General features: G+C 68.9%; 27 protein-coding genes and 1 tRNA gene. 16 read left to right on the top strand and 12 right to left on the bottom strand.

The window, feature by feature from the left end:
* Positions 1-5: 5 nt before the first annotated feature.
* Positions 6-956 carry a carbohydrate kinase family protein gene (locus HKK74_RS22740; protein ID WP_187245312.1) on the top strand — a complete coding sequence of 317 codons (951 nt, stop codon included), beginning with the start codon at positions 6-8 and terminating at the stop codon, positions 954-956.
* Between the two features lie 95 nt (positions 957-1,051).
* Here the strand turns inward: HKK74_RS22740 and HKK74_RS22745 are convergent, their stop codons facing one another.
* The gene (locus tag HKK74_RS22745; protein WP_187245313.1) at positions 1,052-1,714 is read right to left on the bottom strand and encodes an RlpA-like double-psi beta-barrel domain-containing protein; all 663 of its coding nucleotides are present in this window, start codon (positions 1,712-1,714) and stop codon (positions 1,052-1,054) included.
* 503 nt (positions 1,715-2,217) lie between these two features.
* On the opposite strand from HKK74_RS22745, the gene HKK74_RS22750 reads away from it, so the two are divergent.
* The 4 genes from HKK74_RS22750 (at position 2,218) to HKK74_RS22765 (ending at position 5,688) form a co-directional block, all read left to right on the top strand.
* A complete protein-coding gene (locus HKK74_RS22750) occupies positions 2,218-3,249 on the top strand; it encodes a permease (RefSeq protein WP_187245314.1) in 1,032 nt (343 codons plus the stop codon).
* A complete protein-coding gene (locus tag HKK74_RS22755) occupies positions 3,246-4,010 on the top strand; it encodes a TIGR03943 family putative permease subunit (RefSeq protein ID WP_187245315.1) in 765 nt (254 codons plus the stop codon). Before HKK74_RS22750 ends, HKK74_RS22755 begins: the two co-directional genes overlap by 4 nt.
* Positions 4,011-4,174: 164 nt before the next feature.
* Positions 4,175-5,044 carry an amidohydrolase family protein gene (locus tag HKK74_RS22760; protein WP_312881682.1) on the top strand — a complete coding sequence of 290 codons (870 nt, stop codon included), beginning with the start codon at positions 4,175-4,177 and terminating at the stop codon, positions 5,042-5,044.
* A 95-nt stretch (positions 5,045-5,139) separates the two neighbouring features.
* On the top strand, positions 5,140-5,688 hold the full coding sequence (locus HKK74_RS22765) for a GNAT family N-acetyltransferase (RefSeq protein ID WP_187245316.1): 549 nt from the start codon (positions 5,140-5,142) through the stop codon (positions 5,686-5,688).
* 13 nt (positions 5,689-5,701) lie between these two features.
* On the opposite strand, the gene dacB is transcribed toward HKK74_RS22765, so the two are convergent.
* Complete coding sequence (gene dacB / locus HKK74_RS22770) at positions 5,702-7,399, bottom strand: D-alanyl-D-alanine carboxypeptidase/D-alanyl-D-alanine endopeptidase (RefSeq protein WP_187245317.1); 1,698 nt, start codon at positions 7,397-7,399, stop codon at positions 5,702-5,704.
* Between the two features lie 81 nt (positions 7,400-7,480).
* Between dacB and HKK74_RS40160 the strand changes: the two genes are divergently transcribed.
* The gene (locus HKK74_RS40160) at positions 7,481-8,167 is read left to right on the top strand and encodes a nucleoside triphosphate pyrophosphohydrolase (RefSeq protein WP_246491890.1); all 687 of its coding nucleotides are present in this window, start codon (positions 7,481-7,483) and stop codon (positions 8,165-8,167) included.
* Positions 8,168-8,262: 95 nt separating this feature from the next.
* On the opposite strand, the gene HKK74_RS22780 is transcribed toward HKK74_RS40160, so the two are convergent.
* The 6 genes from HKK74_RS22780 to HKK74_RS22805 form a co-directional block, all read right to left on the bottom strand.
* Entirely contained in the window at positions 8,263-8,667 is a 405-nt protein-coding gene (locus HKK74_RS22780) for a nitroreductase family deazaflavin-dependent oxidoreductase (RefSeq protein WP_187245318.1), read from the bottom strand.
* A gap of 165 nt (positions 8,668-8,832) precedes the next feature.
* Positions 8,833-9,519 carry a putative DNA-mimic protein gene (locus tag HKK74_RS22785; RefSeq protein ID WP_187245319.1) on the bottom strand — a complete coding sequence of 229 codons (687 nt, stop codon included), beginning with the start codon at positions 9,517-9,519 and terminating at the stop codon, positions 8,833-8,835.
* 130 nt (positions 9,520-9,649) lie between these two features.
* Positions 9,650-10,438, bottom strand: coding sequence for an IclR family transcriptional regulator (locus tag HKK74_RS22790; RefSeq protein ID WP_187245320.1), 789 nt, complete (start codon positions 10,436-10,438; stop codon positions 9,650-9,652).
* Between the two features lie 42 nt (positions 10,439-10,480).
* Entirely contained in the window at positions 10,481-11,467 is a 987-nt protein-coding gene (locus tag HKK74_RS22795; RefSeq protein ID WP_187245321.1) for a PDR/VanB family oxidoreductase, read from the bottom strand.
* 22 nt (positions 11,468-11,489) lie between these two features.
* The gene (locus tag HKK74_RS22800; protein WP_187245494.1) at positions 11,490-11,735 is read right to left on the bottom strand and encodes a hypothetical protein; all 246 of its coding nucleotides are present in this window, start codon (positions 11,733-11,735) and stop codon (positions 11,490-11,492) included.
* Between the two features lie 3 nt (positions 11,736-11,738).
* Positions 11,739-12,806 carry an aromatic ring-hydroxylating dioxygenase subunit alpha gene (locus HKK74_RS22805; RefSeq protein WP_187245322.1) on the bottom strand — a complete coding sequence of 356 codons (1,068 nt, stop codon included), beginning with the start codon at positions 12,804-12,806 and terminating at the stop codon, positions 11,739-11,741.
* Between the two features lie 289 nt (positions 12,807-13,095).
* Between HKK74_RS22805 and HKK74_RS22810 the strand changes: the two genes are divergently transcribed.
* Together HKK74_RS22810 and HKK74_RS22815 are read left to right on the top strand one after the other, a co-directional pair.
* Positions 13,096-14,223, top strand: coding sequence for an esterase-like activity of phytase family protein (locus HKK74_RS22810; RefSeq protein WP_222722618.1), 1,128 nt, complete (start codon positions 13,096-13,098; stop codon positions 14,221-14,223).
* 58 nt (positions 14,224-14,281) lie between these two features.
* Positions 14,282-14,355 (top strand) — tRNA-Pro (locus tag HKK74_RS22815).
* Positions 14,356-14,714: 359 nt separating this feature from the next.
* On the opposite strand, the gene HKK74_RS22820 is transcribed toward HKK74_RS22815, so the two are convergent.
* Complete coding sequence (locus tag HKK74_RS22820) at positions 14,715-15,302, bottom strand: hypothetical protein (protein WP_187245323.1); 588 nt, start codon at positions 15,300-15,302, stop codon at positions 14,715-14,717.
* 201 nt (positions 15,303-15,503) lie between these two features.
* On the opposite strand from HKK74_RS22820, the gene HKK74_RS22825 reads away from it, so the two are divergent.
* Together HKK74_RS22825 and HKK74_RS22830 are read left to right on the top strand one after the other, a co-directional pair.
* Positions 15,504-16,076, top strand: a complete 573-nt coding sequence (locus HKK74_RS22825; protein ID WP_187245324.1) for a hypothetical protein — start codon at positions 15,504-15,506, stop codon at positions 16,074-16,076.
* A gap of 347 nt (positions 16,077-16,423) precedes the next feature.
* A complete protein-coding gene (locus HKK74_RS22830; protein ID WP_187245325.1) occupies positions 16,424-16,708 on the top strand; it encodes a hypothetical protein in 285 nt (94 codons plus the stop codon).
* A 313-nt stretch (positions 16,709-17,021) separates the two neighbouring features.
* Here the strand turns inward: HKK74_RS22830 and HKK74_RS22835 are convergent, their stop codons facing one another.
* Together HKK74_RS22835 and HKK74_RS22840 are read right to left on the bottom strand one after the other, a co-directional pair.
* Positions 17,022-17,525, bottom strand: coding sequence for a YfbM family protein (locus tag HKK74_RS22835; RefSeq protein ID WP_187245326.1), 504 nt, complete (start codon positions 17,523-17,525; stop codon positions 17,022-17,024).
* Between the two features lie 370 nt (positions 17,526-17,895).
* The gene (locus HKK74_RS22840; RefSeq protein WP_187245327.1) at positions 17,896-18,333 is read right to left on the bottom strand and encodes a hypothetical protein; all 438 of its coding nucleotides are present in this window, start codon (positions 18,331-18,333) and stop codon (positions 17,896-17,898) included.
* Positions 18,334-18,408: 75 nt separating this feature from the next.
* Here HKK74_RS22840 and HKK74_RS22845 point away from each other — a divergent pair, with 75 nt between their 5' ends.
* The 6 genes from HKK74_RS22845 (at position 18,409) to HKK74_RS22870 (ending at position 26,252) form a co-directional block, all read left to right on the top strand.
* Positions 18,409-18,948, top strand: coding sequence for a TetR/AcrR family transcriptional regulator (locus HKK74_RS22845; RefSeq protein WP_187245328.1), 540 nt, complete (start codon positions 18,409-18,411; stop codon positions 18,946-18,948).
* 252 nt (positions 18,949-19,200) lie between these two features.
* A complete protein-coding gene (locus HKK74_RS22850; RefSeq protein WP_187245329.1) occupies positions 19,201-21,390 on the top strand; it encodes a molybdopterin oxidoreductase family protein in 2,190 nt (729 codons plus the stop codon).
* Between the two features lie 100 nt (positions 21,391-21,490).
* The gene (locus HKK74_RS41540) at positions 21,491-21,955 is read left to right on the top strand and encodes a HEAT repeat domain-containing protein (protein WP_187245330.1); all 465 of its coding nucleotides are present in this window, start codon (positions 21,491-21,493) and stop codon (positions 21,953-21,955) included.
* Positions 21,956-22,776: 821 nt separating this feature from the next.
* On the top strand, positions 22,777-24,003 hold the full coding sequence (locus HKK74_RS22860) for a 3-deoxy-7-phosphoheptulonate synthase (protein ID WP_187245331.1): 1,227 nt from the start codon (positions 22,777-22,779) through the stop codon (positions 24,001-24,003).
* A 132-nt stretch (positions 24,004-24,135) separates the two neighbouring features.
* Entirely contained in the window at positions 24,136-25,500 is a 1,365-nt protein-coding gene (locus HKK74_RS22865) for an RNA-guided endonuclease InsQ/TnpB family protein (protein ID WP_312881684.1), read from the top strand.
* 368 nt (positions 25,501-25,868) lie between these two features.
* Positions 25,869-26,252 (top strand): DUF6223 family protein, encoded by a 384-nt coding sequence (locus HKK74_RS22870; protein WP_187245333.1) that lies wholly within the window; start codon positions 25,869-25,871, stop codon positions 26,250-26,252.
* A gap of 37 nt (positions 26,253-26,289) precedes the next feature.
* Here the strand turns inward: HKK74_RS22870 and HKK74_RS22875 are convergent, their stop codons facing one another.
* A complete protein-coding gene (locus HKK74_RS22875; RefSeq protein WP_187245334.1) occupies positions 26,290-26,898 on the bottom strand; it encodes a response regulator transcription factor in 609 nt (202 codons plus the stop codon).
* Positions 26,899-26,905 lie beyond the last annotated feature (7 nt).

Here is a 26,905-nt window from a genome sequence, read left to right on the forward strand (position 1 = left end):
CACTCATGAGTGAGATAGCGGTGATCGGCGAGGCGGTCGCCGACGCCTTCCCCGCATCGCCGGGCGGCCCGGGCGTACTGGAGCTCCACGTGCGGCCGGGCGGCAGTCCGGTGAACACGGCGGTCGCGCTCAGCCGGCTGGGCACGCCGACGCGGTTCCTCGGCCGGCTCGCGGCGGGCCCGCTCGGCGATCTGGTGCGCGCGCACCTGGCCGGCTCACGCGTCGACATCAGCGGTTGCGTGGACGCGGCCGAGCCGGCCACCCTCGCCATCGCCAAAGTCGATCAGGGCGGGCAGGCGTCCTATGAGTTCTACGCCGACGGCACCGCGGACTGGCAGTGGACCACCGGGGAACTGTCGGCGCGGACCCCGTGGGGGGTGTCCTGCACGCACGCGGGTTCGCTCGCCCTGGTCCGCGCGCCCGGGGGGCCGCTGATCGAGGAACTGCTGGAGCGGATGAGGGCGCACTCGACCATCTCGATCGATCCCAATCTCCGCCCGCATCTCGTCGATCCCGCCGCGTGCCGTGCCCGGCTGGACCGGTGGACGGGTCTCGCGGACGTCTTCCGGCTCAGCGACGAGGATTTCGGCCTTCTGTGCCCGGGCGCGACGCCGGACGAGGCCTTCGACGAATGGCACGCCAAGGGTGTGGGGCTGGTCGTGATCACACGTGGGTCCGACGGCGCTGTGGCCTCGCTCCGGGGCACCCGGATCGCGGTGCCGGCGGTGCGGATCGAGCCGGTGGACACCGTGGGAGCGGGCGACGCGTTCACGGCGGGCCTGCTGCACTCGCTGCGGCGGCAAGGACATCTGGGTGGCCGGCTGACCGACGTCTCGGCGGACGACGTCCGGGCGGCGATGGGGTTCGCGGTCCGCGTCGCCGCGCTCACGTGCGAGGTCCCCGGCGCCGACCCGCCCTGGGGAGACTCGCTCGCCTCCGCCGGTGATCGGTCCTGACGTCAGCGGAGCGCGGAAGCCGGAGAACGCGACGTGCGCCGGCCCCGAGGGGGGCGGCGCACGTCGGCGTCTGAAGCTCAGGCCTGGCGAGGGGCTCAGTCGCCCATCGCGAGGTCGTAGCCGGTACCCGAGCTGCGGTAGGTGCTGCCCGAGCCCATCTCCAGCACCTGGAACTGGACCGTTACCGCGTTCGACCGAGAGCCGGTGAAGTCGACCATCATCTTCTCGGAGATGTCGATGATCGCGGGGGGGCTGTGCTGTGCGACGGCCCACTCCGCCGGGCCGAAGTCATCGACGACGCCGACGGTGCTCTGCCCGTTGTACGTGATCAGGACCCTGGTGCCCAGCGGCCAGTAGGGGCTGGCCAGCGTCTCATAGCTCATCGGCTTCCCCGACGCGGTCTGCGGGTCCCAGAAGGAGGTGGCCGTGGCCGTGCCCGAGGGCATGCCTGCGTCCGGCTTTGCCGTCTTCTTTACGTGGCTCCGCCCGGACCGGCTCGCCTTCTTCTCCCGAACCTTCGCACCGAGCTCGTTGAACGACTCGGACGCGGTGAGCGAGGACGCGGCGTTCTTCTCCGCCTTCGCCTCCAGCCCATTGGCCAGAGCGCCCGGTGACACGGGGCCTTCGAGCGATGCGGACGTGGTGGAGCGGACGGCACCGGTGTCGGCGTTGATCGCCACCAGACCGGTCGCCAATGCGCCGGCGGCCACGGTACCCGTGACGGCCGTCACAAAGGCGTTTCTCGTTCGCTTCTCCATGAACTTCCCTTCGGTTGCTGAGGAGCGCAGCGCTTCGCGGACACAGGTCATGGGACTAGTGGCGAAACTGCTCCGAGCTATCTCTGGACTGCCGTCATGGGGGGCCTGCGAGACATGTCGGAGGCGCGCTGGTTGCCGTCTCCCGGTTCCATAGGCCGCGCGTCACCCCAGCAGGGCAAACGTCATGACCAGTTGATCTGAAGAGATCAGGGCCGGGAGATCACCGATCCGGGCGTGAAGACAAAGGTGATCGCATTTTGGCGACCAGGATCAGCGGCGTAAGTTCGATCCCACATGGGGGGCGGGAGCGCGACGGCTTTGCGATCTTCGTGCTTTACCTACTTTGGCCAGCCTTTGCTCTGGCTGGACTCGAATATACACATACATGGCTGATAACGGGCAAATCACGCAAACCGCTTGGTAGATCTTTTATCCGGCGAAAGCGGTCGGCCGCCTCACCAGTAGCACCAGGTCACAGCCGTTTCTCTGGCACCATTACGAGCATGAGAGACGGTCCGACGGCGCGGGTCGCCGACCACGACGAGGCGCTTCCTCCCCCTGGCTGGGGACGGAGCGGCTCGACGGCGACACCGGGGGCCAGAGCGCTGTGGATCTTCGCAGCGATCGCCATGCTGCTGGTCGTGGGCCGGCTGTGGGTGGCGCCGGCAATCGCGGCGGAATCGCTGGACGCCTGGGCCACGATCTTCGTGGCCATCTGCGTACAGGCCCTGCCGTTCCTGGTCTTCGGGGTGACGCTCTCGGCCGCGATCACCGCCTTCGTCCCGCCCTCGTTCTTCAACCGCGTGCTGCCCCGGCGGCCGGCGGCCGCGGTGCCCGCCGCCGCGGTGGCGGGCGCCGTACTGCCCGGCTGCGAATGCGCCTCGGTACCCGTCGCCGGCGGGCTCATGGCGCGCGGCGTCGCCCCAGCGGCGGCGCTGACCTTCCTGCTGGCCGCACCGGCCATCAATCCGGTCGTGCTGGTTGCGACCGCGGTGGCCTTTCCCCGCGACCCCGAGATGGTGCTCGGGCGCTTCCTCGCGTCGATCGTCGTGGCCGTACTGGCCGGATGGCTGTGGCTGCGGTTCGGCAAGGGCGAGTGGCTGCGGATACCGCGCCCGGCCACGGACGGCATCGGCCGCTGGGAACGGTTCCGGCAGGCCATGCGGCACGACATCATGCACGCGGGCGGCTTCCTGGTGGTCGGCGGGCTGGCCGCGGCGACCATCAACGTGATCGTCCCGGCGAACTGGGTGTCCGGCGTGGCCGGGATTCCCTGGCTGTCGGTGCTGACCCTCGCGGTCCTGGCCGTCCTGATGTCCATCTGCTCGGAGGCCGATGCGTTCGTCGCCGCGAGCCTGACGCAGTTCTCCCCCACCGCCAAGCTGGCCTTCCTCGTGGTGGGGCCCATGGTGGACCTGAAGCTCATCGCGTTGCAGGCCGGGATCTTCGGTCCGCGCTTCGCCGTCCGGTTCGTCCCGCTGACCTTCGTGCTCGCCGTGGCGGTCAGCGCACTCGTGGGATGGATGCTCTGGTGACCAAGGCCGCGCAGAACCTGCTGCTCATCCTCGTCGGCGCCGCGGCACTGTGGATCACCGTGGCCACCGACGAGTACCTCAACTACGTCAAGCCGGGCTTCCGCCCCCTTCTCGTCGCCGCCGCCGTCGCGCTCATCGCGCTCGGGGCCGCCGGCGTCCGCCGTGACTGGACGGACGGCACCGGCCACGACGCGGCTCGTACCGACGCCGACCACGCCGGCACGGATGACGGCCACGACCACGGTCACGGACCCCGGGTGGCATGGCTGCTCTGCCTCCCCGCCCTGGCGATCTTCCTGATCGCTCCCCCTGCCCTCGGCTCGTTCACCGCGTCCCGCGACGGTGCCCGCTCGGCGGCGCCCCCTCCTCCGCCCGCCGAGGGCTTCGGGGCGCTGAAGCAGGCGCCCTCCGGAGCCCCGACGGAGATGACCCTGGGCGAGTACATCGGCCGGTCCTTCGAGGCGCAGATCGGCGACCCGGCGAGACTTCGGGGCGCCCCCGTGAAGCTCACCGGGTTCGCCACCCCGCGCGCGAAGGGCGGCTGGCATCTCACCCGGCTGCGGATGAGCTGCTGCGCCGGTGACGCGATCCCCCTGCGGGTGGTCGTGCACGGCGCGAAGTCGCCACCGACCGGCTCCTGGGTACAGGTCGTGGGCACCTGGCGGCCTCCGTCGTCCGGCGCCGTCGCGACGGGCGTGCACGAGCTGTCCGCCATGAGCGTCCACCCGATCAAGAAGCCGCGCAACGCGTACGAGGGCTGACGCGTCACCGGTCGTCACCTTGTCGCCGGGGCCGGAAACCGGATATACATCGGATCACTGCAGAGACTGATCGCCGGGAGACGCGGAAGGATCGGGGACGAAGCGGTGATGGAGCCGATAATGGTCGGGTCGGGTCTGCCCGCCGTCTGGCACCTGGAGGGCGCGTGACCCCCTTCGTCGACGCCCACCACCACGTGTGGGACCTCTCCGTACGCGATCAGGACTGGATCACCGGGGAGCGGCTCGCCCCGCTGCGCCGCGACTTCTCGCTCGACGACCTGCGCCCGGAGGCGACCGCCGCCGGCGTCACCGCCACCGTTCTGGTCCAGACGATCACCGTGGCCGCCGAGACGCCGGAGTTCCTCGCCCTCGCCGCCGCCGACGACCTGGTCGCCGGGGTGGTCGGCTGGGTCGACCTGACCGCCCCGGACGTCGCGGACGCGCTCGCCGCGCTGCGGGAGGCGCCGGGCGGCGGGTACCTGGCCGGGATCCGGCACCAGGTGCAGGGCGAGCCGGATCAGGACTGGCTGTGCCGCCCGGACGTACGACGCGGGCTGCGCGCGGTGGCCGGCGCCGGCCTCGCCTACGACCTGCTCACCCTGCCGCACCAGTTGCCTGCGGCCGTCCGCACGGCCACGGTGCTGCCCGAGCTGACCTTCGTGGTGGACCATCTGTCGAAGCCGCCGATCGCGTCGGGTGAGCTGGAGCCGTGGGCCGGCCGGATGCGCGAGCTGGCGCGGCTGCCCAACGTCATGTGCAAGCTGTCCGGCCTGGTCACCGAAGCCGACTGGGGCCGCTGGGACATCGGCGACCTGCGGCCGTACGCCGACGTGGTGCTCGACGCCTTCGGGCCCCGGCGGCTGATGTTCGGATCCGACTGGCCGGTCTGCCTGCTCGCGGCCCCGTACGACCGGGTCGTCGAGGCGGGGCGGGAGCTCACCGCGCAGCTGTCGGCGGCTGAGCGCGAGGCGGTCTTCGGCGGGACGGCCGTCCGGGCCTACGGCCTGGCACCGCCGCCGCAGACCGGCGGTTGACCTCGAGCACCCTTGATCCGGACGCGAAGGGCATGGTGCGGCGCGACCTACCGGAGCGTGCCTGACCGGCCGGGAGCCGTACGCTGGAGGCCGTCATGATCGAGCTACGTGCCTTCACCGAGACCGACGTGTCACTGATCCTGGACTGGATCACCACGGAGGAGGACATGCTGCTGTGGTCCGGCACCACCTTCCGCTGGCCGCTCGACGCGGCGCAGCTCGCCGCCATGGCGACCGAGCCGGACCGGCGGAGCTGGACGGCGATCGACCCGCGCACCGGAGCGGCCGTCGGGCACGTCTCACTGCTCGTGGATCCGCGGCACCGGACGGGACGGCTCGGCAGGATCGTGACCGCTCCGTCCGCCCGCGGGCAGGGGCTCGGGGCCCGGCTGGTCGACGCGGCGCTCGGCGTGGCCTTCGACGAGTTGCGCCTGCACCGGGTGGGTCTCGGCGTCTACAGCCACAACACCACCGCGCTGCGGCTCTACGAGCGATCGGGCTTCGTACGGGAGGGTGTGCTCCGCGACGTCACCAGCGTGAACGGCTCCTGGTGGTCCTCCGTGGAGATGGGGATGCTGGAGCACGAGCGACCGCAGCGGACTCCACCCGGCATTCCGCCCGGCATTGCGCCCGCCGCACACTGATCGTCAGCGCGGGTCAGCAGGTGCCCGTCCAGGAGCATTCGAGCTCGGCACCGGGCCTGACGTGGAGCGGACGGCCGGTCGTCCGCGGCGTCGCCGCCGGGCCGACGAGCTTTCCGGTGGCCAGCCGGATCGCGATCCTGTCCTCAAGGTCCTTCGGCGCCGCGCCCGCGTAGTCGTTCAACATGATCGAGAAGATCAGCCGGCGTCCTGCGGGGTTCTTCACGTAGCCGGACAGGGCCGTCGCACCGGTCAGCGTGCCCGTCTTGGCGCGTACGTTCCCGGCCGCCGGCGTGCCGCTCATCCGGGTCGCCAGCGTGCCGCCCACCCACGGATCCGCCTGCCCGGCGATGGGCAGCGCGTTGTAGAAGGCGGGGAACCAGGTCTTGGACCGTGCTCCCCGCAACAGTTGACCCGCCAGCGCCGGGGTGGCCCGGTTCGAGCGCGAAAGCCCCGAGCCGTCGGCGAGGTTCAGCCGCGACGCTTCGACTCCGAGGGTCTTCACGTACTTCGCGACGACCGGAAGGCCGGCCCGCCAGCTGCCCTCGCCGCCGCTCTTCCGGCCCATCGCCTTCACCAGGATCTCGGCGATGTTGTTGTTGCTGAGCTTGAGGAAAGGCACCGCCAGGCTGGACAACGGCATCGACGTGCGAGTGGTGATCGTGGTGGCCGTCCGCGGCGCCGCCGCTCGCGCGGTGGGCCCGGCCACGCTGACGCCATGGGCGGTGAGCGCCCGGCGGAAGACGTCGGCCGCGTACAGGGAGGGGTTGTCGACCGTGCGGAGGGTCCGCACCGTCGCGCCGCCGGCGGGATGGGAACCGGTCAGCCGGATGACGTTGGTGCCGGGCAGCCGTGTGATCGACAGCGTCGAGGCCGATCCGGGCGCGCCGGTCGTCGCCCGGTCGTCGATGGTGACGTGGCCGGTCGCCGGTGCGAGCGCGACGTCGACCGGGCCGCCCTGTGTCCCCGGCGAGACGTCGACGCGCACCGAGCCGACGTTGAAGTCGGAGTCCGCGGAGACGGTGAGCGCCGAGACCTGGGAGGCGTAGGAGTACGGTTCGTCCGCCGGATCCCAGCCGGGCGCGAGCCGCCGGTCGTCGAACCAGGTGTCATCGGCCACCAGGCGGCCGGTCACCCTGGTGATGCCCTTCGCCGCGACGGCGGCGGCGAGCCCGTCGTAGTCGGCGGCCCGCAGTGTCGGGTCACCGGTGCCCTTGAGGACGAGGTCGCCGGTCAGCGTGCCCGCCCGCCGGGGCCCGCCGGCGAGCACGCTCGTACGGAAGGTGTAGCCCGGTCCGAGCACGCCGAACGCGGCCGCGGCCGTCTGCAGCTTCTGGTTCGAGGCGGGCATCATCTGGGCGTCGGCGCCGCGCGCGTAGAGGTCCTTGCCCGTCCGGGCGTCGCGGACCACGACCCCGGCCCTGGCGCCGGTCAGGCGGGCGTCGCTCAGGATGGCGTCGAGGTCGGTCCTGAGATCGCCATCCGGCCGGGGAGCGCCGAGTCCCGTCCCTTGTGCCGGGGTCCGCTGTGCCGGGGTCCGCGCCACGTGGGGAGCGGCGAGGGCCGTCACCGGAACCTTCGCCGAGGCCGTCATGGGGTGGCCGCCCGGAGCGCCGGTCGCCGACGCGGCGACGGGCGTTCCGGCCGCGGTGGCCGCGGTGGTGAGGCCGGCGGTCACCGCGATCGCGAGACCGGCGAGCATGGATCGGCGCATGACGCCAGAGCCTATGCGACCGGTATCCGGAGAACGCGGTCTCTCGCACATGACCGCGGCACCTTGCCTAGGGTGGCGGACATGCTGACGGAGCCCGACGCCGAAGTGCCAGGATCGCTCGCCACGGTGCTGGACGACATCGCGCGGGAACGTGCCGCGCAGGACGCCATGTGGGGTGTCCAGGAATTCCCCGACGGAACCGGGCACGAGTACGCCACCGACGCCGAGCGGGCCAAGGCCGCGTGCCGTACGGCGTGGTCGGAAGGCACGCTGACCTGGCGGCACATCCTCGGTGAGGAGTTCTCCGAGGCCCTCGCCGAGTCCGCCCCCGAGCGCCTGCGGGCCGAACTCGTCCAGACCGCTGCTGTCGCGGTCAAGTGGGTACAGGCCCTGGATCGGCGGCATGGCCGGATACCGGGGCCCGCGGACCGGCCGGGGGGACGCGCCGAGAAGCTGGTCCGCGACCGGATCCCCGAGATCATCGAGGCCGACGGCCGATCACCCGAGGTCCGCGTGGCCGGTGACGGCGAGTACGCCGCACTGCTGCGCGCCAAGATGTACGAGGAGGCGGGCGAGTACACCGCGGCCATCCCGGGCGAGGCCGACGCGGAGGAACTCGCCGACCTGCTCGAGGTCGTGCACGCCCTCGCCCGCACCCACGGTCTCGAACCGGCCGAACTGGAGGAGTTGCGGGCCGCGAAGGCGGCCGAGCGGGGCGGCTTCGCACAGCGGCTGGTGCTCCGGTTCCCCGGCGAAGAGCGCCGGTAACGGCCGGTTCCGCGGGCGAGGCCGTTCCGCCACCCATGCCGTGATCACGCGGTCGCTCACGGCCGTCCCGCGAACACCACGTGATGACGGTGGCGTCAGGTCACCGGCTCCAGCACGACCACGGGGATGTCACGGTCGGTCTTCTTCTGGTACTCGTCGTAGTCGGGCCACGTCGCCGTCATGATCCGCCACAGCTCCGGCTTCTCCTCCGGCGTCGCCGTACGGGCCCGTACCTTCAGCCGGTCGCCCTTCACCTGAATCTCGGCGTCGGGATGCGCCTCCAGGTTGCGATACCAGAGCGGGTTCTCGTCCGCGCCGCCGTGGGAGGCCACCACGAGGTGGTCGTTACCGTGTCGCTGGTAGATCAGCGGAGTGCTGCGTTTCTCGCCGGTACGCCGCCCGGTCATCGTGAGGATCAGGACGGTGGTGCCCTGCCAGTCATGTCCTTCCGCACCATCGGTCTCGACGTAGCGCCGGACATGTTCTTTACCGAAAAGCATTTCGTTCGCCCCTCTTCGGTCGACGCGGCGGCCGGATCTCGCCGCGGTAGAGATCCGGCGGAGTGCTCCCGATCTCTATTCGGCGTAACCGACGGAACGCGTGAGGCATTCCACCCCGGCCCGCGTCCTACTCCCGCCCCTGCCCCGACGTGACCCCTGGCCGGGTCAGCAGAAGGCGATCGCGGCCCCGGTGCCGACGGAGTGCCAGGCGGCCTCGATGAGCTGGAGGCAGGTGAGCGAAGCGATCGCATGCCGCTGCCACTCGGCGGTGGGCTCCGCCGAGCCGGCGATCAGATCCATGATCTCGTTGGACTCGGGATCGATGTCGATGGGCAGGCCGAGCGCCTCGGCGACCCTGAGGCACTCCTCCAGCAGGCGCTGGGACGAACCCACGTAACCGCCGAGGACGTCATCGCTGAGCAGCACGGGGGCGAAGTCCACGGGAACGTAGTAGCCCTCGCAGTCCGAGTGCTGGATCAGGTGGTCGAAGGTGGGCACGGTCGCCGCGGCGCCACGGCGGTCGACCGACTCACCCTTGATCGTCATCGAGTGCGAAGCGCCGCCGGCATAGGCGGCCTTCAGCACCGGGTCGTGCGTCGGGTCCTTGTCCGACGACCCGGGAACGGCGCCGGAGGCCGCGAGATGGGCCGCGACCCGACGCAGGTGGTGCAGGCCCGAGTAGCCGTACATGTCGTGCAGGACGACGTCGTCCTCGGTCAGGCGCGGCTCCTCCCAGTCCGGCAGACCCGCCGCCGAGAGTTGCTTGCGCACCACGGCGAAGTCCTCGGCGAACTCCGCGCACGCGTCTTCGTCGAACTCCCCGAAGACGCCGACCACTACATCGAGACCCATGGATAAATCCTCCCAGAAGCCACCGACATTTCAGTGATCTTTGTTGTAACGCCTGATGCCGCCGGTATTGCCGAATTGACGACCGCCGTGCCGTCTCCCGACGCCGCGCGCTCCGTACCGGCCCAGGTCCTCACCCGCCGGCAAGCCGCCCCCGGCCGCCCGCTCGCCGGGGCGCCGTCCGGAACCCCATCCCCCGGGAGATGGCGCGGGCGGCGGCGGTCACGGCCGGGATGAGCGTTTTGGGCTCGGCGCCGTCCGCGAGCACCACGATGGACAGCGCCGCGATCACCTCTCCCGAGGTCCCGCGGATCGGCGCCGCCACCGAGAGCGCGTCGAGGGTCATCTGACCGTCGCTGACGGCGACGCCCGTGCGCCGTACCTCTGCGAGGACGCGGCGCAGCTCGTCGTGGTCGACGATGGTCTTCTCGGTGTAGGGCTTCAGCGTCGACGCGAGCGCCCGCTCCTGCACCTCGGGGTCGGCGTACGCGAGCAGGACGAGGCCGACCCCGGTGGAGTGCAACGGCCAACGGCCGCCGACGCGGGTGTAGACCCCCACGGCGCGCCGGCCTGCGATGCGCTCGACGTACACGACCTCAAGCTCGTCCCGGACGGCCAGCTGGACGTTCTCGTGCGTGACCTCGTAGAGGTCCTCCATGAACGGCAGCGCGGTCTCGCGCAGCCCGAGCCATGGCTGCGACAGCGAGGCGACCTCGAGCAGCCGCAGGCCCACGCGGTAGCGCCCGCCTTCGTCCCGCTCGAGGGCGCCCCACTCCGTGAGCACCCCGACGAGGCGATGGGTCGTGGTGAGCGGCATGCCCGTACGGCGGCTGATCTCCGAGAGGGTGAGGCACGGCTGTTCGGCGGAGAACGCGCCGAGGACGTCCAGCAGCCGGCCGGCGGCCGTCCGGGCTGGGCTCATCGCTGCCTCACTCTTCCATCCGGCCGGTGCGTGCCCGTGCGCCTAGAGATCGAGTACGAGACGCGGCGTGCGGGACCGTGACACGCAGATCATCATCACGTCGCCCGCCTCTCGCTCCGACTCGCTGAGCACGGAGTCACGGTGGTCCGGTGTTCCCTCGATGACCTCAGTCTCGCAGGTGCCGCAGGTGCCCTCCTGGCACGAGGACAGCACCGTGATGCCGGCGTCCTCGGCGGTATGGAGGATGGAGCGGTCCGGCGCGACGTCCAGGGTCAGCCCCGAGCGCTTGCACACCACCTCGAAGCCGCCGGCCCGTACCGGCTCGCCGACAGGACGCGCCGCGAAGCGCTCGACGTGCAGCGCCCCCGTGGGCCACGCCCCGCAGCGCCGCTCCACCTCGGCCAGCAACGGCTCCGGCCCGCAGCAGTAGACGAGCGTGTCCGCGCGGGGCTCCCCGAGCTCGTCGTCCAGCGGCAGCAGCCCGGCCTCGTCCTGCGGCCAGATGACGACCTTGTCCCCGTGCCGCGCGAGTTCGGTGCGGAAGGCCATCGACGCGCGCCTGCGGCCTCCGTACACCAGCCGCCACGACGCGCCGGCCGCCTCAGCGGCGGCGACCATGGGGAGGATCGGCGTCACCCCGATGCCGCCGGCGATGAACAGATAGCGGGGCGCCTCGGCCAGGGCGAAGTTGTTGCGCGGCCCGCGCACCTGGACCCGCGACCCGGGGACCAGGTCGTCGTGCACCAGACGCGAGCCGCCGCGCCCCTCCGGCTCGCGGAGCACCGCGATCCGCCAGCCGGTCCGGTCGGCCGGATCGCCGCACAGGGAGTACTGCCGTACGACATCGGGGCGCGGCGACAGGTCGATGTGCGCGCCGGGAGACCACGCCGGGAGCCCCCGCCCGCCGGGGTCGGCCAGGGTCAGCGCGACGACGCCGTCGGCGACGGTCTCGCGCTCCGTGACGTGCAGTTCGGCCGCGAACTCCCCGCCGGACGCCGGCCGCTGCGACGGCTTGCGTTGTTCGATCATGGTGCGCCTCCGCGGTGCCGTGTCACACGCCCACCGGCGCGGACCGCTCCGATCGCCGCCCCGCCAACGAAGTCTCGGTACGGACGGCACCCGCGCGCCCGCCGCCGTGGCCGTCGGGATGCGCGAGCAGCCAGGCCCATACTTCGATGGGGTCCTGCGCCTCCTTCTCGGCGCCGCAGTGGCACTCGCCGCGCAGCCGGTCGGTCCCCGGGACCCACACCACCCGGTAGACGTTCGTGCTCTCGTACTCCTCGTCAGCCGTGTCCATGGCTCACCTCAACGCGCTCGTCCGGTCCGGCGCCTCGGCCTCGACCATGCGCTTGAGCAGCCTGCGCGCGGCGAGGCCGCCCGTGTCGATGTTGATGCTCAGCTCCTGGTAGCCCTCCGCCTCATCGGCGATGACCTTCTCGAGCACCGTGAGCGCGGTGACGTCCTGCAGCACGACGGTGCGGTTGCTCTCCCACAGGAAGTCCGAGACGCCCTGGTCGTCGAGGGCGAAGTCGCGCGCGACCGCCCAGAAGTCGAAGGTCGAGTTCTCGGTCTCCGGCGTGATCGCGTAGACGACCTCGACGTGGAAGGCACCGGAGTCGTCCGCGTCGGCGCGCGGCGCGACGCCGGTGGGCGCGACCCTGCTGTGCAGGAGGTAGAGGCACGGCGGGTGGTACTCGATGTCCTGCCAGCGGTCGATGCGGCCCTTGATGCCGGTGGACTCGGCGTAGAAGGGCGGGCACTCGACGTCGCTCATGCGCCTGCTGACGTGGACCACCGACGCGTCGTCGTCCACCTCGGTGGTGATGGGGGTCTCGGCCACCTCGGGGGTGCCGATGTAGCCGGCGTGCAGATAGGTCTCGTGGGAGAGGTCGAGCAGGTTGTCCACGAGCAGGCCGTACCTGGCGGGCAGGTACTCCATGCCGTTGACGGCCGTCCAGCCCTCCTGGTTCAGCCAGGGCGCGCGGGGGATCGTCGTCTCGTCGGCCCGGTCGGCGTCGCCGATCCACACCCACACGAACGAGTCCTGTTCCACGACGGGATAGGAGGGCACCCGCGCCGTACGCGGGATGCGCTTCTGCCCGGGCACCGACACGCAGGTCCCGCCGGTGTCGTAGGTGAACCCGTGATAGCCGCACACGATCCGGTCGCCGTCCAGTTTGCTCTGCGACAGCGGGAATCGGCGGTGCACGCACCGGTCGGCCAGCGCGACCGGCCGGCCGTCCTCGGTCCGGTAGAACACGATCGGCTCGCCGCAGATCGTGCGGGCCAGCAGTTCCCGGCCCACCTCCCGCCCATAGGCGGCCACGTACCATTGATTCCTGGCGAACTTCTCGGTGAACGAGGCCATCGATCCGGGTCCTCCTCCCGCGCCTGCCGTGTTCCGATTCACGGCGCGTCTCGTGGACCCGACTATGCGGCAGCCATCGCCGGCGGACCCCCCTGCCTTCCGTCACGCGGAAGACTCATCCCGGAAGGGCAGGCGGCGGGATCCGGCTCCCGCGGTGCCTCGCGGCCGCCCGGTCTTCACGCGGAGTTCGGCGCCGTGTCGGCCGCCATCCGGTGTGGTGCGCTTCGATCGTGCCGGGCCTGCCGGGTGCGGCCGGGCCGTCGAGTCACGTCCCCATTCGGAGGTCCTGGTGCGCACACGGCTGTCACTCAAGGTCGGATCGGCCACCGTCATGCTGATGACGGCCCTGGCCGTTCCCACGTCCGCAGCCGTACGGTCGGGCCCCGGCCACGGCGATGACGGCGCGCGCTGCGCGCCCGGCGCGTCGCTGCTGGGCTTCACGGACGGCCTCGACAAGACGACGTTCGACGACACCGCGGTCGCCGGCCTATCGGCGCTGAGCCTCACCGGCCCGTCGCGCGGCTTGACACTGGTCGACAACGTCGGCACCACCCCCGCCCGGATCTACGACCTGTCGCTGAAGGCCGGGCGGGATCTCACCGCCACCGTCCGGGGCGTCACCACGCTGCGGCGGCCGAACGGCGCGCCGTACACCGGCGCCGACTTCGACGGCGAGGGCCTCGTCGCCGAGCGGGGCGGCCGGACCGTCCTCGCGTCGTCCGAGACCGAGCCCACGATCCGGCGGTTCCGCCTCTCCGACGGCACGCAGACCGCCGAGTTGCCGGTGCCGGCCCGTTTCCGGGTGACACCGGACGGCGAGGCCGTCCGGAACCAGACCTTCGAGGCGCTCGCCGCGACACCGGACGGCCGCGAGCTGTACGCCGGGATGGAGGGGCCGCTCTCCACCGACGGCAGCGACACCGAGGGCCACGCTCTAGTGCGCGTCCTGCGCTACACCGGCCGGAGCGGCGGCGCGTACGCGCCGACCGCGCAGTACGCGTACCGGACCGACCCGGCACTCGGCCTGGTGGAGCTCGTGGCCCTCGGCCGCGGCCGGCTGATCGCGCTGGAGCGGGGTTTCACGGCCGGGGTCGGCAACACCGTCCGGGTCTACCTCGTCTCGGCCGCCGGTGCCCCCGACGTCACGCACACGGGATCGCTGGCCGACCTGAGCCCGCGCGCCTTCCTTCGCAAGGAACTCCTGGTCGATCTCGCCACCTGCCCGCCCTCCGGGGCCACCGCCAAGCAGCCCCAGCCCAATCCGCTGCTGGACAACGTGGAGGGCATGGCACTCGGCGGATCTTCGGCGGGCGGACGCCACGTGCTGTACCTGATCTCGGACGACAACGCCGGAGCCACCCAGACCACCCGGGTCTACGCCCTCAGCGTCCGGCTGCACCCCTCCCCCGGCCGATAAACGGTACGAGGGACCCCCTCGGCTGCGCTAAGGTGGACACGCCTGCGAGGGCAGGTACCGGGACGTGGCTCAGCTTGGTAGAGCACTTGACTGGGGGTCAAGGGGTCGTGGGTTCAAATCCCGCCGTCCCGACCGGGTTTGTGCAGGTCAGAAGGGCTTCGGATCTTGTTCCGAGGCCCTTTTCCGATCTTGAAAGTCGATGAGAGCCGAACGGGGAGCCACCGTCACGCGACCGACGCGGACTTTCGGGTGTTCCTCTTCGTTGCGGACTCGGTCCTGCTCTCACCGAACACGGCGTTGCAGCTGTTCAAGCTGCCTGGATTGCTTGACGCCGAAGAGGTCACTGGTTCGAACCCCGTGTCGCCCACCCAGTTCAAAGGCGGGTTCCGATCAAGGAACCGGCCTTTTGATCGCCATGCAGCTACGGAGCACAGCAGTAGCGCGGATCCGGGGCAGACGGATATGTCGGCGAGCAGCTGCGAGTGTTGCTGTCAGTCCGGCGTGGGGCTAGAGCTCTTGCCGGCCATCCGCGCGGCGTTCCTGGCGGCGGATCGGCGAAGGCCGGCGCCACAGGCGTCGGTCTGCTTGTGAATGACTTCGGACGCGGACGGCGCAGGCCAGACCTGGATGAGGTAGTCCTCAACGATCTCATCGAGCAGGGCCGCGTCGTAGGCGATGTCGCGGCCGCGTGCGTGCACGCGCACACGGTAAGCTCCGGCGCCCGATGCGGTGACCGGGGGGAGGCTGGGCCCATCGTCCATCAGGGCACACACCATCAACTGCCCGGTGGGAGCCTGCACCGTAACCTCGGCGATGTCCTCCCACTCTTCCAGGGGCGGTACACCGGGCGGCGGCTCCTGCTGGTGTACCTGGACTTCGACGGCGACGTTGCCGTCGGCGATGCCGGTGTAGATAACCGCTCCGCACGGCGGGCTCGGGGTGATCAGACCGTTGCAAGGGTCGCCGACCGGCGCCGACGGGTAATGGCCAACCTCGGCCAGCACGAACTGATGCCAGGACACCCGGGTGGGCACAGGCCCGTAGGTGATGGTCTTGCCTTCATGGCTGTCGGATTTCATGGCATCGATCTCCCTCTGGAGTTCAGCGCGAGGCCCAGCACTGTCAGCAGACTCTCAATTCCCCAGACAGCGGCGAGTCCGGGTAACGCCACTCGTAAAGGTGTCAGGGTGTTCGGAGTCCAGCGTCCACGGTGGTGGTGTATGAGTTTCCGCTGGTGACGGGCTTGACCGGTGTCCTGCCGTGACTGGTTGGATAAGCCTGTGGAGACCGCGCAGAGCAAAGTGCACGTGAGCCATCACCTGTTGTTCATCGCCGACGCCGACACGCAGCCCAATCCGAAGTATCTTCTCGCCTTCGACAACGGGCTGGTCACGGCACAACCCGGTATCGCCGTGGTCTCCACAGGCATCGATAGCGGCAATGTCGCCGTGACCGTACAGATCAGAAACCAAGCTGCGCCGGCCCCCACGTCCGCCGAGCAGGAAGAGTGGGAGGAGATAGTTGAGGTCACGCTCGCGGCATTTGACGCCGGTGAGGTGACCGTCTGCGGGCTGATGTCCGACCTGCCAGATCTGCCGGAACTGACACCAGGCGGACCGGGCCGCTACCGGTTCAGGATTTACGCACGCGGCCGCGACACCGCCGTCGATCTAGTGGCCACCGAGCCGGTCGAGGACTACCTGATCATGAGCTGGCCCACGCAGCACGACGACCCGGAGATCATCTACCGGCAGACCGACGACTATGGGGCAAGCCAACGGGCCTCTGCTCAGCACGCCCGCGCTACACGACGATGGGGAAAGCCCAGTTCTCCAGCCCGTCTGCCCCGCTAGGGCCCCGTCCTGCCGGAGCCGCCTTCACACCGAAGAGGCCGGCCGGATGACCGCCCCAATTGGGGACCACACGCCCCGCACACGACTCACAAACCCGACGCTGCCGAACCACAGGGCCTCTCCCCCATACACGGCTTGAGCTGTAGTAACCACATACCCGCCGACCTGGGGGTCAAGGGGTCGTGGGTTCAAATCCCGCCGTCCCGACGCAGGTCAGGCTACGAGGCCCCGCCCCCGCGCAAGTCCGGAACCGTCCAGTTCCACCCTGCCGCCGATCGTGAGAAGCAGCAGCCAGGCAGCCAAGGGAATGACGGCCCCCGCCGCCGGCGGGCTAGGTTAGGTGCGATATGGACTTCATCGAAATCGTCTTCGATCGGCCGCTCCCGACGGACGTCGACCGTGACGACGTTGAGGACGACCTTAATGAGGCCCTGGAGGGCCTTGGGGAGGTGACCGGCGCCGGTACGGGTCTCGGCTCCTCGAACCTCGACGTCGATCCAGGTGCGAACCGATCTGAAATGCTCGACCTCGTCTTCCGCGTCCTCGCGGATCTCGGGGTCGGTGATGCCGCCAGAGTGCGACCTGGCGACGGAGAGGTATGGATACGGCCGAGCGAATGGAGGCCGACCTGATCACCCGGCGCGATTGCCACGCCACCCGCATCGCCACCGCCCAGTTCAACGCCAAGGTCAGGCCATACTGGGGGCATTCAGTGATATCGATCCACTGCGCAGTGCCCGATGCGTCCCGTCAGCGCAGTGATCCAGTGGACGTACGGGAACGCGCGTGTGAGATTGCGTGACAACCGGACCGGAACACGATGGACGACCATGGATTTTCATGGACGCATCTGCGCAGGTCATCGAGATAATGCGTCTGCTCACAAACATGGCTTAGCTGCTTTGGGTGCACGAGGCCGAACAGCCCATGACCAAGGCCCTCGGCTCAGGTAAGAACCACAACCATACTGTCACCAGCCGCCGCAGCGACATTGAAGAATGTCACCAACTTCTCATAATGGCCACGGAGCCATCTAAGATCGAAATCCTCGCCATCGTCACGCCAGACGCCAGGATAGATCTCCTCATTCTGCATTGCCTGAGCGTCGTAGTGGACCGTCAAATTACTAAACGGAGTCCGATTTAGCACATCAGCCTTACGTTTTACTACTTTGGAATCCATAAAAGACGGCGGCCCATATCCCCAGTCGTCAGCAAAGGGGTCTCCGCCGAAGATAACATCCGCCGCAGGTCCGACAGCTTTATCAAGAAGATAATCGAGAGCATGCCACGTCTTCTCGATTCCGATGCTTTGGTCGGCGAGTGGGTCACCATTGAGGTGATTGACGTCGAAGCCGAACACGAATGACTCCGGGTCTCTCCATAGAGACTCTACGTCATCAGAACCGACCCTTACGTACCTGCACCTGATGCCCACTAATTCGCCCATTCACGTCAGCTTCTAGCTTCTTCTAAAGCCCAGCAACCAGTACCGCAGCTCGACACCCCGGAGGTCTCCTTGGAGACCACACGGTACGCACAAGGCCAGCGCCCCGCACATCTGTCTGTCAAACTGCGCGGCAATCGCCTCAGACCTATACGGACTGACGCGGACCTCAGGACACACATCTGTGCAGGTCAGGACTCACTTAGCACAGTTCAGCGAACTGGCCCGGATTACTTCGAGTCCAATCACGAGCGCTGGCCGCAGGCCGTTGCCGGAACAGGGGATCCAGGTGACGCTCTCGACCAGGAAGCGTGGTGCGGACGCGGTCAGCGTGTCCGGAGCGGCGTACGGCGGCGGTCGCGGACGCCCTGCATCACGCCACGACCCTTGCGGTCGACCAGGCCGTCCAGCCTCGGCTGAGCACATACGCGGCCAGCAGGATGAGCGTGACCGCTCCGTCGGCGATCAGCGCCACGCCGGCGCCGTCGGTCCCGCTCCCGAAGGACAAGGCGGCCAGGGTCAGGCCGAGCTTGTTGAGGATGGCGAGCTCCCAGATCCCGGCGTAGAGCCGGGGGCGGTAGACCAGCAGCAGGAACACGCCCGCGAAGACACCGAAGCCGAGCATGCGCCAGGTCTCGACCATCCGTGTGGCCGGTCCGGCGTCCGCGACGGCGCCCACTGCGCCGGCCACTGCGGCGACGGCGCCGGCGGCGGCGAGGACGAGCAGGGCCCGCGCGACGCGGTCACGGATCCGCGCGGAGCCGGTGCCGGTGCCGGTCTCGACGTGAAGGGATGGGGCATGAGCGGGCATCGACGCTTCCTTTCACCCTAACGGCGTTAGGGTGCTAACCTAACACCGTTAGGTCATTCTGGGAAGGCGGGACGAATGGCTTCCCACGCACTGAGCCGGCTCACCCCACGAGCCCGGGAGATCGTGCAGACCGCGCGGCAACTCCTCGAGCGGGAGGGCCCCGATGCACTGTCGATGCGTCGCCTCGCCGCCCAACTCGGGATCCGCGCCTCCTCGATCTACGAGCACCTCCGCGACAAGCAGGCACTGGAGGCGGCGCTGATCTCGGTCGGCTTCGAGGAGCAGGCCGAACTGTTCTCGCAGGCCGTCCATCGATCCGACGCCCCGATCGCCGCCCTCACCGCCGCGTACCGCGACTTCGCGCGCCGCCAGCCGAACCTCTATCGGCTGATGACCGAGCGGCCCCTGCGCCGCGACCTGCTCACCTCCGGCGTCGAGGAGGCGGCCGCAATGCCGCTCCTCGACGCCACCGGCGGTGACCACGAACGCGCACGGGCCATCTGGGCCTTCGCACACGGCATGGTCATCCTCGAGCTGAACCAACGCTTCCCACCCGACGCCGATCTCGACACCACCTGGAGCAAGGGCATCGACGCGTTCCACGGCACGGGCTGAGCGCCGCCCACTCGGTACGAGGGCGAGTGCCGGCCAGTCAGGCCCCGGAACGCCACCAGGTGGAACGGCGGGTACGGCCAGTGCTGGACGGCGGCGTCGAGGGAACACCCCGGCTCGGGTATCGCCGAACGGTCCGCAGCGGACCGGCAATACGAGAGATGTGCCGCGACTGCACCGAATGTGATGCTGCCGATGTGGCCCGAGCCGAACCGGGCAGCCTCAGTGACGGCCCGACTGATTGCGGGAGTGTCCATGAGAACCGCATACCGAACGTGCCCCATCTGCGACGCCGTCTGCGGCCTGCGCCTGACGCTCGAAGGGAACGGGAAGGTACGGTCCGTCAAGGGCGACTCGGACGACCCGTTGTCCCATGGATACATCTGCCCCAAGGGGGCGAGTCTCGGTGTCCTCGACGAGGATCCGGACCGGCTCCGCGTTCCCATGATCCGAGAGGGTGACCGCTGGCGCGAGGCCGGCTGGGAGGAGGCGTTCGAGACCGTCGAACGTGGGCTCATGGGCGTCGTCGAGGCCCATGGACGGGACGCCGTCGCCACGTACTTCGGCAACCCCACCTTCCACACGATGGGCGGAATCTTCTACCGAGGGCCGCTGGCCCAGGCGCTGGGCACGCGCAACGTCTACAGCGCCAGCACCATCGACCAGATTCCCAAGCACGTCGCCTGTGGTCTGCTGTTCGGCAACGCCCTGGCCATTTCGGTGCCCGACGTGGACCGGACCGACCATCTGTTCATCCTCGGCGCCAACCCGGCGGAATCGCACGGCTCCCTGTTCGCCGCGCCGGATCTCCCCGGCCGCCTGCGGGCGCTCCGCCGGCGCGGCGGCAAGATCGTGGTCGCCGATCCGCGCCGGACCCGCACCGCCGAACTCGCCGACGAGCACCTGTTCGTCCGCCCGGGCACCGACGCGTGCCTGCTGTTCGGCATCGTGCACACCCTCCTCGCCGAGAACCTCACCGCCGTGAAGGTCGAGGTGGAGGGGCTGCAGGAGCTCACCCGGCTGGCGGCCGCCTTCACCCCGCGGGCGGTCGCGCCGGTATGCGGAGTGCCCGCCGAGGCGATCATGCGGCTGGCGCGTGAGCTCGCTGCGGCCCCCACCGCCGCCGTGTACACCCGCGTCGGCACCTGCACCGCCGACTTCGGCACCGTCACCCAGTGGCTCGTCGATGTGATCAATATTCTCACCGGCAACCTCGACCGACCCGGCGGAGTGATGTTCACCAAGCCGGCCACCGTCGAGCTCCCCATGGGGAGGCCCTTCGCCATGGGGCGATGGCACAGCCGGGTCCGCGGCCTACCCGAGGTCCTCGGCGAGCTGCCGGTGGCCACTTTGGTGGACGAACTGGAGACCCCCGGCGAGGGGCAGGTCAGGGCGATGGTGACGGTGGCCGGCAATCTGGTGCTGTCGGCGCCGAACGGCCCGCGCCTGGGCCGCGCACTCCAGGACCTGGAATTCATGGTCTGCGTGGATCCCTATCTGAACGAGACCACCCGGCTGGCCCATGTGGTGCTGCCGCCTCCGCGGACGCTGCAGATGCCCCATTACGACCTTCTGCTGCTCACGGTGACGGTGCGCAACTACACCCGGTTCTCCCCGCCGGTCCTGCCGCTGGAGGCCGGGCAGCCCTCGGAAGCGGAGATCATGGCGAAGCTGGCACTGATCGCTGCGGGCAAGGGGGCGCAGGCCGATCCGGCGGATCTCGATGAGCTGATGCTCGGTGAGCTGCTCACGGCCGGGACCCAGATGCCGGGTTCGCCGGTCATGGGCCGGGATCCAGGGGAACTTCGGGCCGAGCTGGAGGGCGACAGCGGACCCGAACTGCTGCTGGACGCCATGCTCCGGCTCGGCCCTTACGGCCTGTCCCTGGCCGATCTGCGGGCCAACCCGCACGGCATCGACCTCGGCCCGCTGGAGCCGAGGCTGGAGGAGATGCTGGGCACGGACTCGGGTCGTGTACGGCTCGCGCCGCCCGAGCTGACCAGCGAGATCACGCGGCTGCGCGAGCGGCTGGACGCTCCGCCGGCCGACATGGTGCTGATCGGACGACGGCAGCTGCGTTCCAACAACAGCTGGCTCCACAATGTGCCCACCCTGGTCGGTGGCAGCAATCGGTGCACGCTGCACGTCAATCCGGCCGACGTGGCCGAACTGGGGCTCGGGAATCACGCACGGGTGCGTTCGGCGACCGGTGAGGTGGTCGCCCCGGTGGAGGCCACCGAGGCGATCATGCCGGGGGTGGTCAGCCTTCCGCACGGATGGGGGCACGCCGGCAGCGTTCAGCGGGTCGCGGCGGCCCACGCAGGGGTCAACGCGAACACGCTGACCGACGACTCGGTCGTGGACCCTCTGTCCGGCAACGCGGTGTTCAACGGGGTTCCCGTCACGGTCGCCCCGGCCGCGGAGCCCGGATCCGGCGACGGCTGAGCTTCGTCCGAACGCGAGTCATCCGGAGAAACCGCTTCTTCCGCCCCGGGAGCCGGGTCGGTGAACAATCGGCTATCGGGCTTGTGCGTCTGATCCTGGCGTGAGCAGTGAGGTTGCCGTATTGTCAGTCGGCGTGTCGATCGTGAATGAACTGCTGCGCTGCATCAACGATCCTGACGATGACAGCACCAGAGCGTACGAGATTGTCGACGAAATAGTGGCGAGCGGCGACGGGGCGCTGGTGCCGCACCTCACGACAGAACTACAGAAATTTCTAAATGAGGAAGATTTCTACGGCCGCGATGTCGTTGCCGATGCACTGGCTGGACTTGCAGGCATCGAGGCCCTGCCCCTTCTGATCGCGGCATCGGCGCGAGATCTGGGCGATGACCAAGATACATTGCAGTCAACAATTCTCGAATTGATATCGACAGATAACACCCGCGCTCGCGCCATCCTGGAGAACCTAAGCGCCGATAACTCGCCGTCAGTCCGCAAGACCGCCGCATGGGCCCTGGAATTTCTGGAGCCGGACCTGGACCAACCGGCGCGCACTCTCGACTGATTCGCCCAGGCGATCCGCCAACCAGAAGGGATTGTTACCCGGGCGAACCAGATCATCGAATTCGGATTAACCGGGCCATCACGTGCCGCAAGAAGTCAATCATCAAACGGATCGGGGTCGGCTGATCGTTTCCACTCGCCCGTTCGGAGACCATCGCAAAGCCGCGTTCAACCCCGCCAAGGTCGTCGCCTTCAACCGGCGAGTCCTGCCTATGCCGATCGACCCCTCAACGACGACACAGCAATCGGAGCCCTCACGCTGGCGCCCAAATGGTCAACCAACATCGACAGTGCGTGTTCACGCCCTACCAGTGGATTCATGATCACCCCGCGTCCTGGCGGAGAGTGCCCCATCGCAGGACATCGGCACGGCCATATGCGACGCTCAACGATCATCAGTCTGATGGCGCAAACACGCTATATCCCATATCCAGATGCAATTGATCAGTCTGGCCGATCACTGTTTAAGGCAGTAAGTCACGTAGTGTGCTTGGTGGCATGGGTTCGCCCCGTACTGGACACAACGGCGTGTCGACGGCCGTCGACCATTTCCGCTACATGACCAGACCCTTCCCCTCCTCGGCCTCACATCATGATCTCGAAACAGCCGTGTCCGGGATCTGATGAAGCGTGCCTTCAACACCGCAAAGACGTGATGTGCACGCACGGGCTGCTGGGTCAAGCTAGCCGCACACGCCTCGACCGGGCGGGAAGCTCCGGTGCGGTCGGTCGGTCCGGCAGAACAACTCTCGCTCATCCGACGACCGACTCGGGCCTTCTGTGGCTCCCGGAGGTACCGCCCACTGTTTGACGGGAGCAGACATGCAGCCACCCAGCTCCTCGGCGGGCTTCGCCGAACTCCGACCGTGGGAGGGCACGCCGGCGGCGCAGCAGCCGGAGTGGCGAGAACACGCCGCTCACCACGAGATCTGCCAAAGGCTGGCTTCCGCTCCGCCCCTGGTGACAACCGCGGAGATTCAACGCCTGCGGTGGTCGCTCTCGAGATTGATGACGGCCGATGCTCTCGTGCTTCAACTGGGCGACTGCGCGGAGAGCTTCTATGAATGTGCTGCGCCACACGTATCGGAGAAGCTTCGTGTCATCGACAGGCTTGGAGATCGATTCAGCGATCTCACCGGCCAGACTGTCATACGTATCGGCCGCATGGGTGGACAGTTCGCCAAACCCCGGTCACAGGCAACTGAGCGTCACGGTGAGCTGACCATCCCTTCTTTCCGAGGGCACATGATAAATTCGGAAATTGCAACTCCCGTGACCCGGAAGCCCGACCCACGGCGCATGTTGTGGGCCTATGAGGCCAGCGATAAAGTGCAGCGGGTGATGCGAACGCACCGCCAGAGACACGGCCGCATGCCTGCTATGGACGGGCCGTGGTCGAGCCACGAGGCCCTGGTCATCGACTATGAAACCCGATTGGTCCGCCGCGACCCGGACACGGGCGACCTGCATCTGACCTCGACACACCTGCCATGGGTGGGGGAACGGACACGCCACCCGGCCGGCGCGCATGTCGCCTTGCTCTCCTCAGTGGCCAATCCGGTCGGATGCAAAGTCGGGCCGACGGCGACCCCTGATGACATACTGAGGCTGTGTGAGGCGCTTAATCCGCAACGCGAGCCCGGCCGTCTCATACTGATACCGCGGATGGGCCGAAACCTAATTCGAGAGGTCCTGCCGCCCATCGTCCGGCGTGTGGCGAATGCAGGATACCCGGTGATCTGGCTGGGTGACCCTATGCACGGCAACACCGTGATATCTCGACTCGGTCTGAAAACACGTTATCTCGCCGACGTGATCACTGAAGCCCTGAGATTTCGCGACATCATCGAGGAGAGCCGGCAGCACGCCGCCGGACTCCATATAGAGGTCGCAGCGGGCGACGTGACGGAATGCATCGGCGGGTCAGTGGAGAGCGAGGACGATCTGCCGCGTCACTACACCTCGCTGTGCGACCCGAGACTCAACGTCGACCAAGCCACCGAACTCATCGAGGCGTGGGTCAAGGGATCGGCGACCGGCCGCTCCTAGTGCCGTATCAGGCAATGTTGCCCTGCCGTCGCGAATATTGTCGTGGGTGCGTGGTGTAGTTGGTTCGTGCCTCGTGGTAATGATCGGGATGCTCCCAGGGTGGTTCACCGGACCGCCCGAATCGGTTTGCGTGTGACAAGGGCCCAGCGGCGGCGGTGTTTCGGGTTGCTGGTGTCGGCGGGTGATGTGTGGGCCTGCGTGCTGGACATGAATCGTTGGCGGCGGCAACGAGGCTTGCCCGCGATGGTGAACTTCCAGGAGTTGTGCAGGGAGCTTCACAACAGCGGTCCGGGCGTGTTCGGTGAGCTGGCTTCCATCCCCGCGGAGGGGATGCTGCGCCGTTTCTCCGACGCGTGGTTCTCTGCTGCCAAGCGCCGAAGACAAGGCGATACGTCGGCTCGGTATCCGCGGCGTAAGCGCCGGCTGATGCCGGTGCGGTTCCGGCACGGGGCGTTCACGACCCAAGGCCGCAGGTTGAGGTTGGCCACGGCTCGCGGGTGTCCGCCGTTGTGGGTGCGGCTGGATCGTGACCCGCCCTATCCGGCCGAGCAGGTCCGCTCGGTGACCTTGCTGGCCGACGGCGGCCGCCTGTTCGTTGAGGTCACCGCGCAGGTGCCGGTCGCCACCTACCCGCCCGGCGCAGAACCCGACCCCTCGCGGGTGGCCGGAGTGGATCCCGGCGTGATCCACCTGTACGCCGCCGCCGGCCCCGACGAGCAAGGGCTGCTGGTGTCCGGGCGGGCGGTCCGCGCCGAAAACCACCTGCACCTGCGCGACACCAAGGCCCGCACCAAAGCGACCGCACGCCGGGCGCCCACCAAAGGCCAAGCGGGATCGCGGCGGTGGAAGAAGACCCGCACCCGCCAACGCAAACTCCAAGCCCGGCACCACCGGCGGATCACACAAGCCCACCACGAAGCCGCGCGCGATGTGGTGCAGTGGGCGATCCAGCACCGCATCGGCATCCTGAAGATCGGCGACCCGCGCGGTGTCCTGGAGTTGACGGCCGGACGCCGCCACAACAAGCGCCTGCGGGACTGGCGGGTCGGTCACCTGATCACATGCCTGCGGGACAAGGCAGAACAGGCCGGGATCGATACCCATCTGGTCGACGAGCGCGGCACCTCCTCGACCTGCCCGACCTGTGATCGCCGGGTCCCCAAACCCAAGAACCGGAATTTCTCCTGCCCGCACTGCGCCTTCACCGGGCACCGCGACCTCGTCGGCGGCGCCAACATCGCCACCCGAACCATTGGGGGCGGAACCATCACGGCCGATCGCAACCCCTTCCCGACCGTGATCCAGCACCGTCGAGCCGGCCGGCACCTGCCAGGTGTCAACTCGGCACGACGTGACCCCAGACGACGCCCCCATCACGGCACCGTACGAGGGTCCCCTGGCCGGCCGAGGCCCGCCCCACCGGAAATGGGGACGTCGCTCGCCCACCAAGCGAGGATCAGCCAACACCACCTCGACAGCGAGGCAAACGTTGCCTGACACGGCACTAGATGCCCCTGGCTCCTCGATCGCTGCGGCTGGAAGTGGTGCTTGCTGCCGCAGGACCGGGGAAGTGGCCGCGGGCGTTGACCTCCCCAATAGGCTATCGAGCTACCGGACGCCGGGGTCCTGGGAGTCCACATCGACGCGCAGGACTCCTCCTCGCGGACGAGCGGCCGCCTACCGCGCACGCAGTACTTTCGCGCCGCCTGCGGCGTCCGCAGCAACCGGATGCGCCACCTGCGGCAGCGCGAATTGCATACGTCTGCAGGACGACCGGCGGCGCGTCCGGCGACATGATCAGGCGACATCCAAACCTCGGAAACCCACGAAAAGAAGAGAGGGACATGAGCTCATCAGGAGCCCTGATGTCAGTCCGACTTGTTCTTGCCGTGACCGGAGCCGCCCTGCTCGGGATGTTCGGGCTTGCCGCACCGGCCGCCGCGCACGTCTCCGCCGCCGCGGGTGATACCGGCTCCGGACGACTCGGGAGCACCGTGGCCCTGGTTGTGGGGCTGATCGGCATGGTCCTGGGTGGGCTGGCTCTGGCCCGCCCGGCCGGTCGTAAGGCCATGGTGGCCCTGGTGGTGGGCCTGATCGGCATGGTCCTCGGCGTGCTGGCTCTGGCCACCTCCACCGATGGTGTCGGCACCGGCAACGGGCGAGGCGGTGCCATCGGGGCCATGGTGGTAGGGCTGATCGGCATGGTCCTCGGTGGGCTGGCTCTGGCCCGCTCCCGCCGGACCGGCTGACCGGCTGACGGCCGGTGACCCGTCCGCTTCCATCGGCTCAGATCCAGCCGGCCCGCGATGCGGCGTGCACGGCACTGATCCTGTTCCCCGCCTCCAGCTTGTGGATGGCCGAATGAATGTGATTTCGGACCGTTCCCGGGCTCAGGTGCAGCTGAGACGCGATGGCGCTGAGGGGGCGGCCGTCCTCGGCGGCCTTCAGGATCTCCGCCTCGCGGGCCGTCAGCGGGTTCTCGCCGGCGGCCAGCATCTCGGCGACCAGCTCGGGGGTGAAATGCCGTCCCCCCGCGTGCACCTCACGGATCACCCTCGTCAGCTCACTGATCGAGGTCTCCTTGGTGAGGATTCCGCGCACTCCGGCCTTGAGGGCCCGCTGCAGGTGCCCGGGCCGGGCGTCGCAGGTCAGGATCACCACCGGGAAACCGGAACGTTCCCGGTTCAGCTGCTCGGCGACCTCGATCCCGTTCATGCCCGGCATGTGCACATCGAGAACGGCGAGCCCGGCCTGGTGGTCGTCCACGAGCTCCAGCACACTGTCGCCCCACCCTGTGTGGGCGACGACCTCGATGTCTCCCGACAGTTGGAGAAGTTCAGTGAGGGCCTCCCTGGTGAGGGCTTCGTCCTCGGCCAGGACAACCTTGATCGCCATCTTTCCT

The sequence above is a fragment of the Actinomadura alba genome (assembly GCF_014323705.1).
Lineage (GTDB): Bacteria > Actinomycetota > Actinomycetes > Streptosporangiales > Streptosporangiaceae > Actinomadura_C > Actinomadura_C alba.

Bases quoted from the DNA above. Each gene is read 5' to 3' on its own strand.
- HKK74_RS22835 (WP_187245326.1), bottom strand. From the start codon at position 17,525: ATGGGCGAATTAGTGGGCATCAGGTGCAGGTACGTAAGGGTCGGTTCT.
- HKK74_RS40160 (WP_246491890.1), top strand. From the start codon at position 7,481: ATGCTGACGGAGCCCGACGCCGAAGTGCCAGGATCGCTCGCCACGGTG.
- HKK74_RS22740 (WP_187245312.1), top strand. From the start codon at position 6: ATGAGTGAGATAGCGGTGATCGGCGAGGCGGTCGCCGACGCCTTCCCC.
- HKK74_RS22845 (WP_187245328.1), top strand. From the start codon at position 18,409: ATGGCTTCCCACGCACTGAGCCGGCTCACCCCACGAGCCCGGGAGATC.
- HKK74_RS22850 (WP_187245329.1), top strand. From the start codon at position 19,201: ATGAGAACCGCATACCGAACGTGCCCCATCTGCGACGCCGTCTGCGGC.
- HKK74_RS22875 (WP_187245334.1), bottom strand. From the start codon at position 26,898: ATGGCGATCAAGGTTGTCCTGGCCGAGGACGAAGCCCTCACCAGGGAG.
- HKK74_RS22800 (WP_187245494.1), bottom strand. From the start codon at position 11,735: ATGGACACGGCTGACGAGGAGTACGAGAGCACGAACGTCTACCGGGTG.
- HKK74_RS22785 (WP_187245319.1), bottom strand. From the start codon at position 9,519: ATGGGTCTCGATGTAGTGGTCGGCGTCTTCGGGGAGTTCGACGAAGAC.
- HKK74_RS22860 (WP_187245331.1), top strand. From the start codon at position 22,777: ATGCAGCCACCCAGCTCCTCGGCGGGCTTCGCCGAACTCCGACCGTGG.
- HKK74_RS22805 (WP_187245322.1), bottom strand. From the start codon at position 12,806: ATGGCCTCGTTCACCGAGAAGTTCGCCAGGAATCAATGGTACGTGGCC.
- HKK74_RS22830 (WP_187245325.1), top strand. From the start codon at position 16,424: ATGGACTTCATCGAAATCGTCTTCGATCGGCCGCTCCCGACGGACGTC.
- HKK74_RS22870 (WP_187245333.1), top strand. From the start codon at position 25,869: ATGTCAGTCCGACTTGTTCTTGCCGTGACCGGAGCCGCCCTGCTCGGG.
- HKK74_RS22790 (WP_187245320.1), bottom strand. From the start codon at position 10,438: ATGAGCCCAGCCCGGACGGCCGCCGGCCGGCTGCTGGACGTCCTCGGC.
- HKK74_RS22780 (WP_187245318.1), bottom strand. From the start codon at position 8,667: ATGCTTTTCGGTAAAGAACATGTCCGGCGCTACGTCGAGACCGATGGT.
- HKK74_RS22765 (WP_187245316.1), top strand. From the start codon at position 5,140: ATGATCGAGCTACGTGCCTTCACCGAGACCGACGTGTCACTGATCCTG.
- HKK74_RS22820 (WP_187245323.1), bottom strand. From the start codon at position 15,302: ATGAAATCCGACAGCCATGAAGGCAAGACCATCACCTACGGGCCTGTG.
- dacB (WP_187245317.1), bottom strand. From the start codon at position 7,399: ATGCGCCGATCCATGCTCGCCGGTCTCGCGATCGCGGTGACCGCCGGC.
- HKK74_RS22745 (WP_187245313.1), bottom strand. From the start codon at position 1,714: ATGGAGAAGCGAACGAGAAACGCCTTTGTGACGGCCGTCACGGGTACC.
- HKK74_RS22840 (WP_187245327.1), bottom strand. From the start codon at position 18,333: ATGCCCGCTCATGCCCCATCCCTTCACGTCGAGACCGGCACCGGCACC.
- HKK74_RS22795 (WP_187245321.1), bottom strand. From the start codon at position 11,467: ATGATCGAACAACGCAAGCCGTCGCAGCGGCCGGCGTCCGGCGGGGAG.
- HKK74_RS22750 (WP_187245314.1), top strand. From the start codon at position 2,218: ATGAGAGACGGTCCGACGGCGCGGGTCGCCGACCACGACGAGGCGCTT.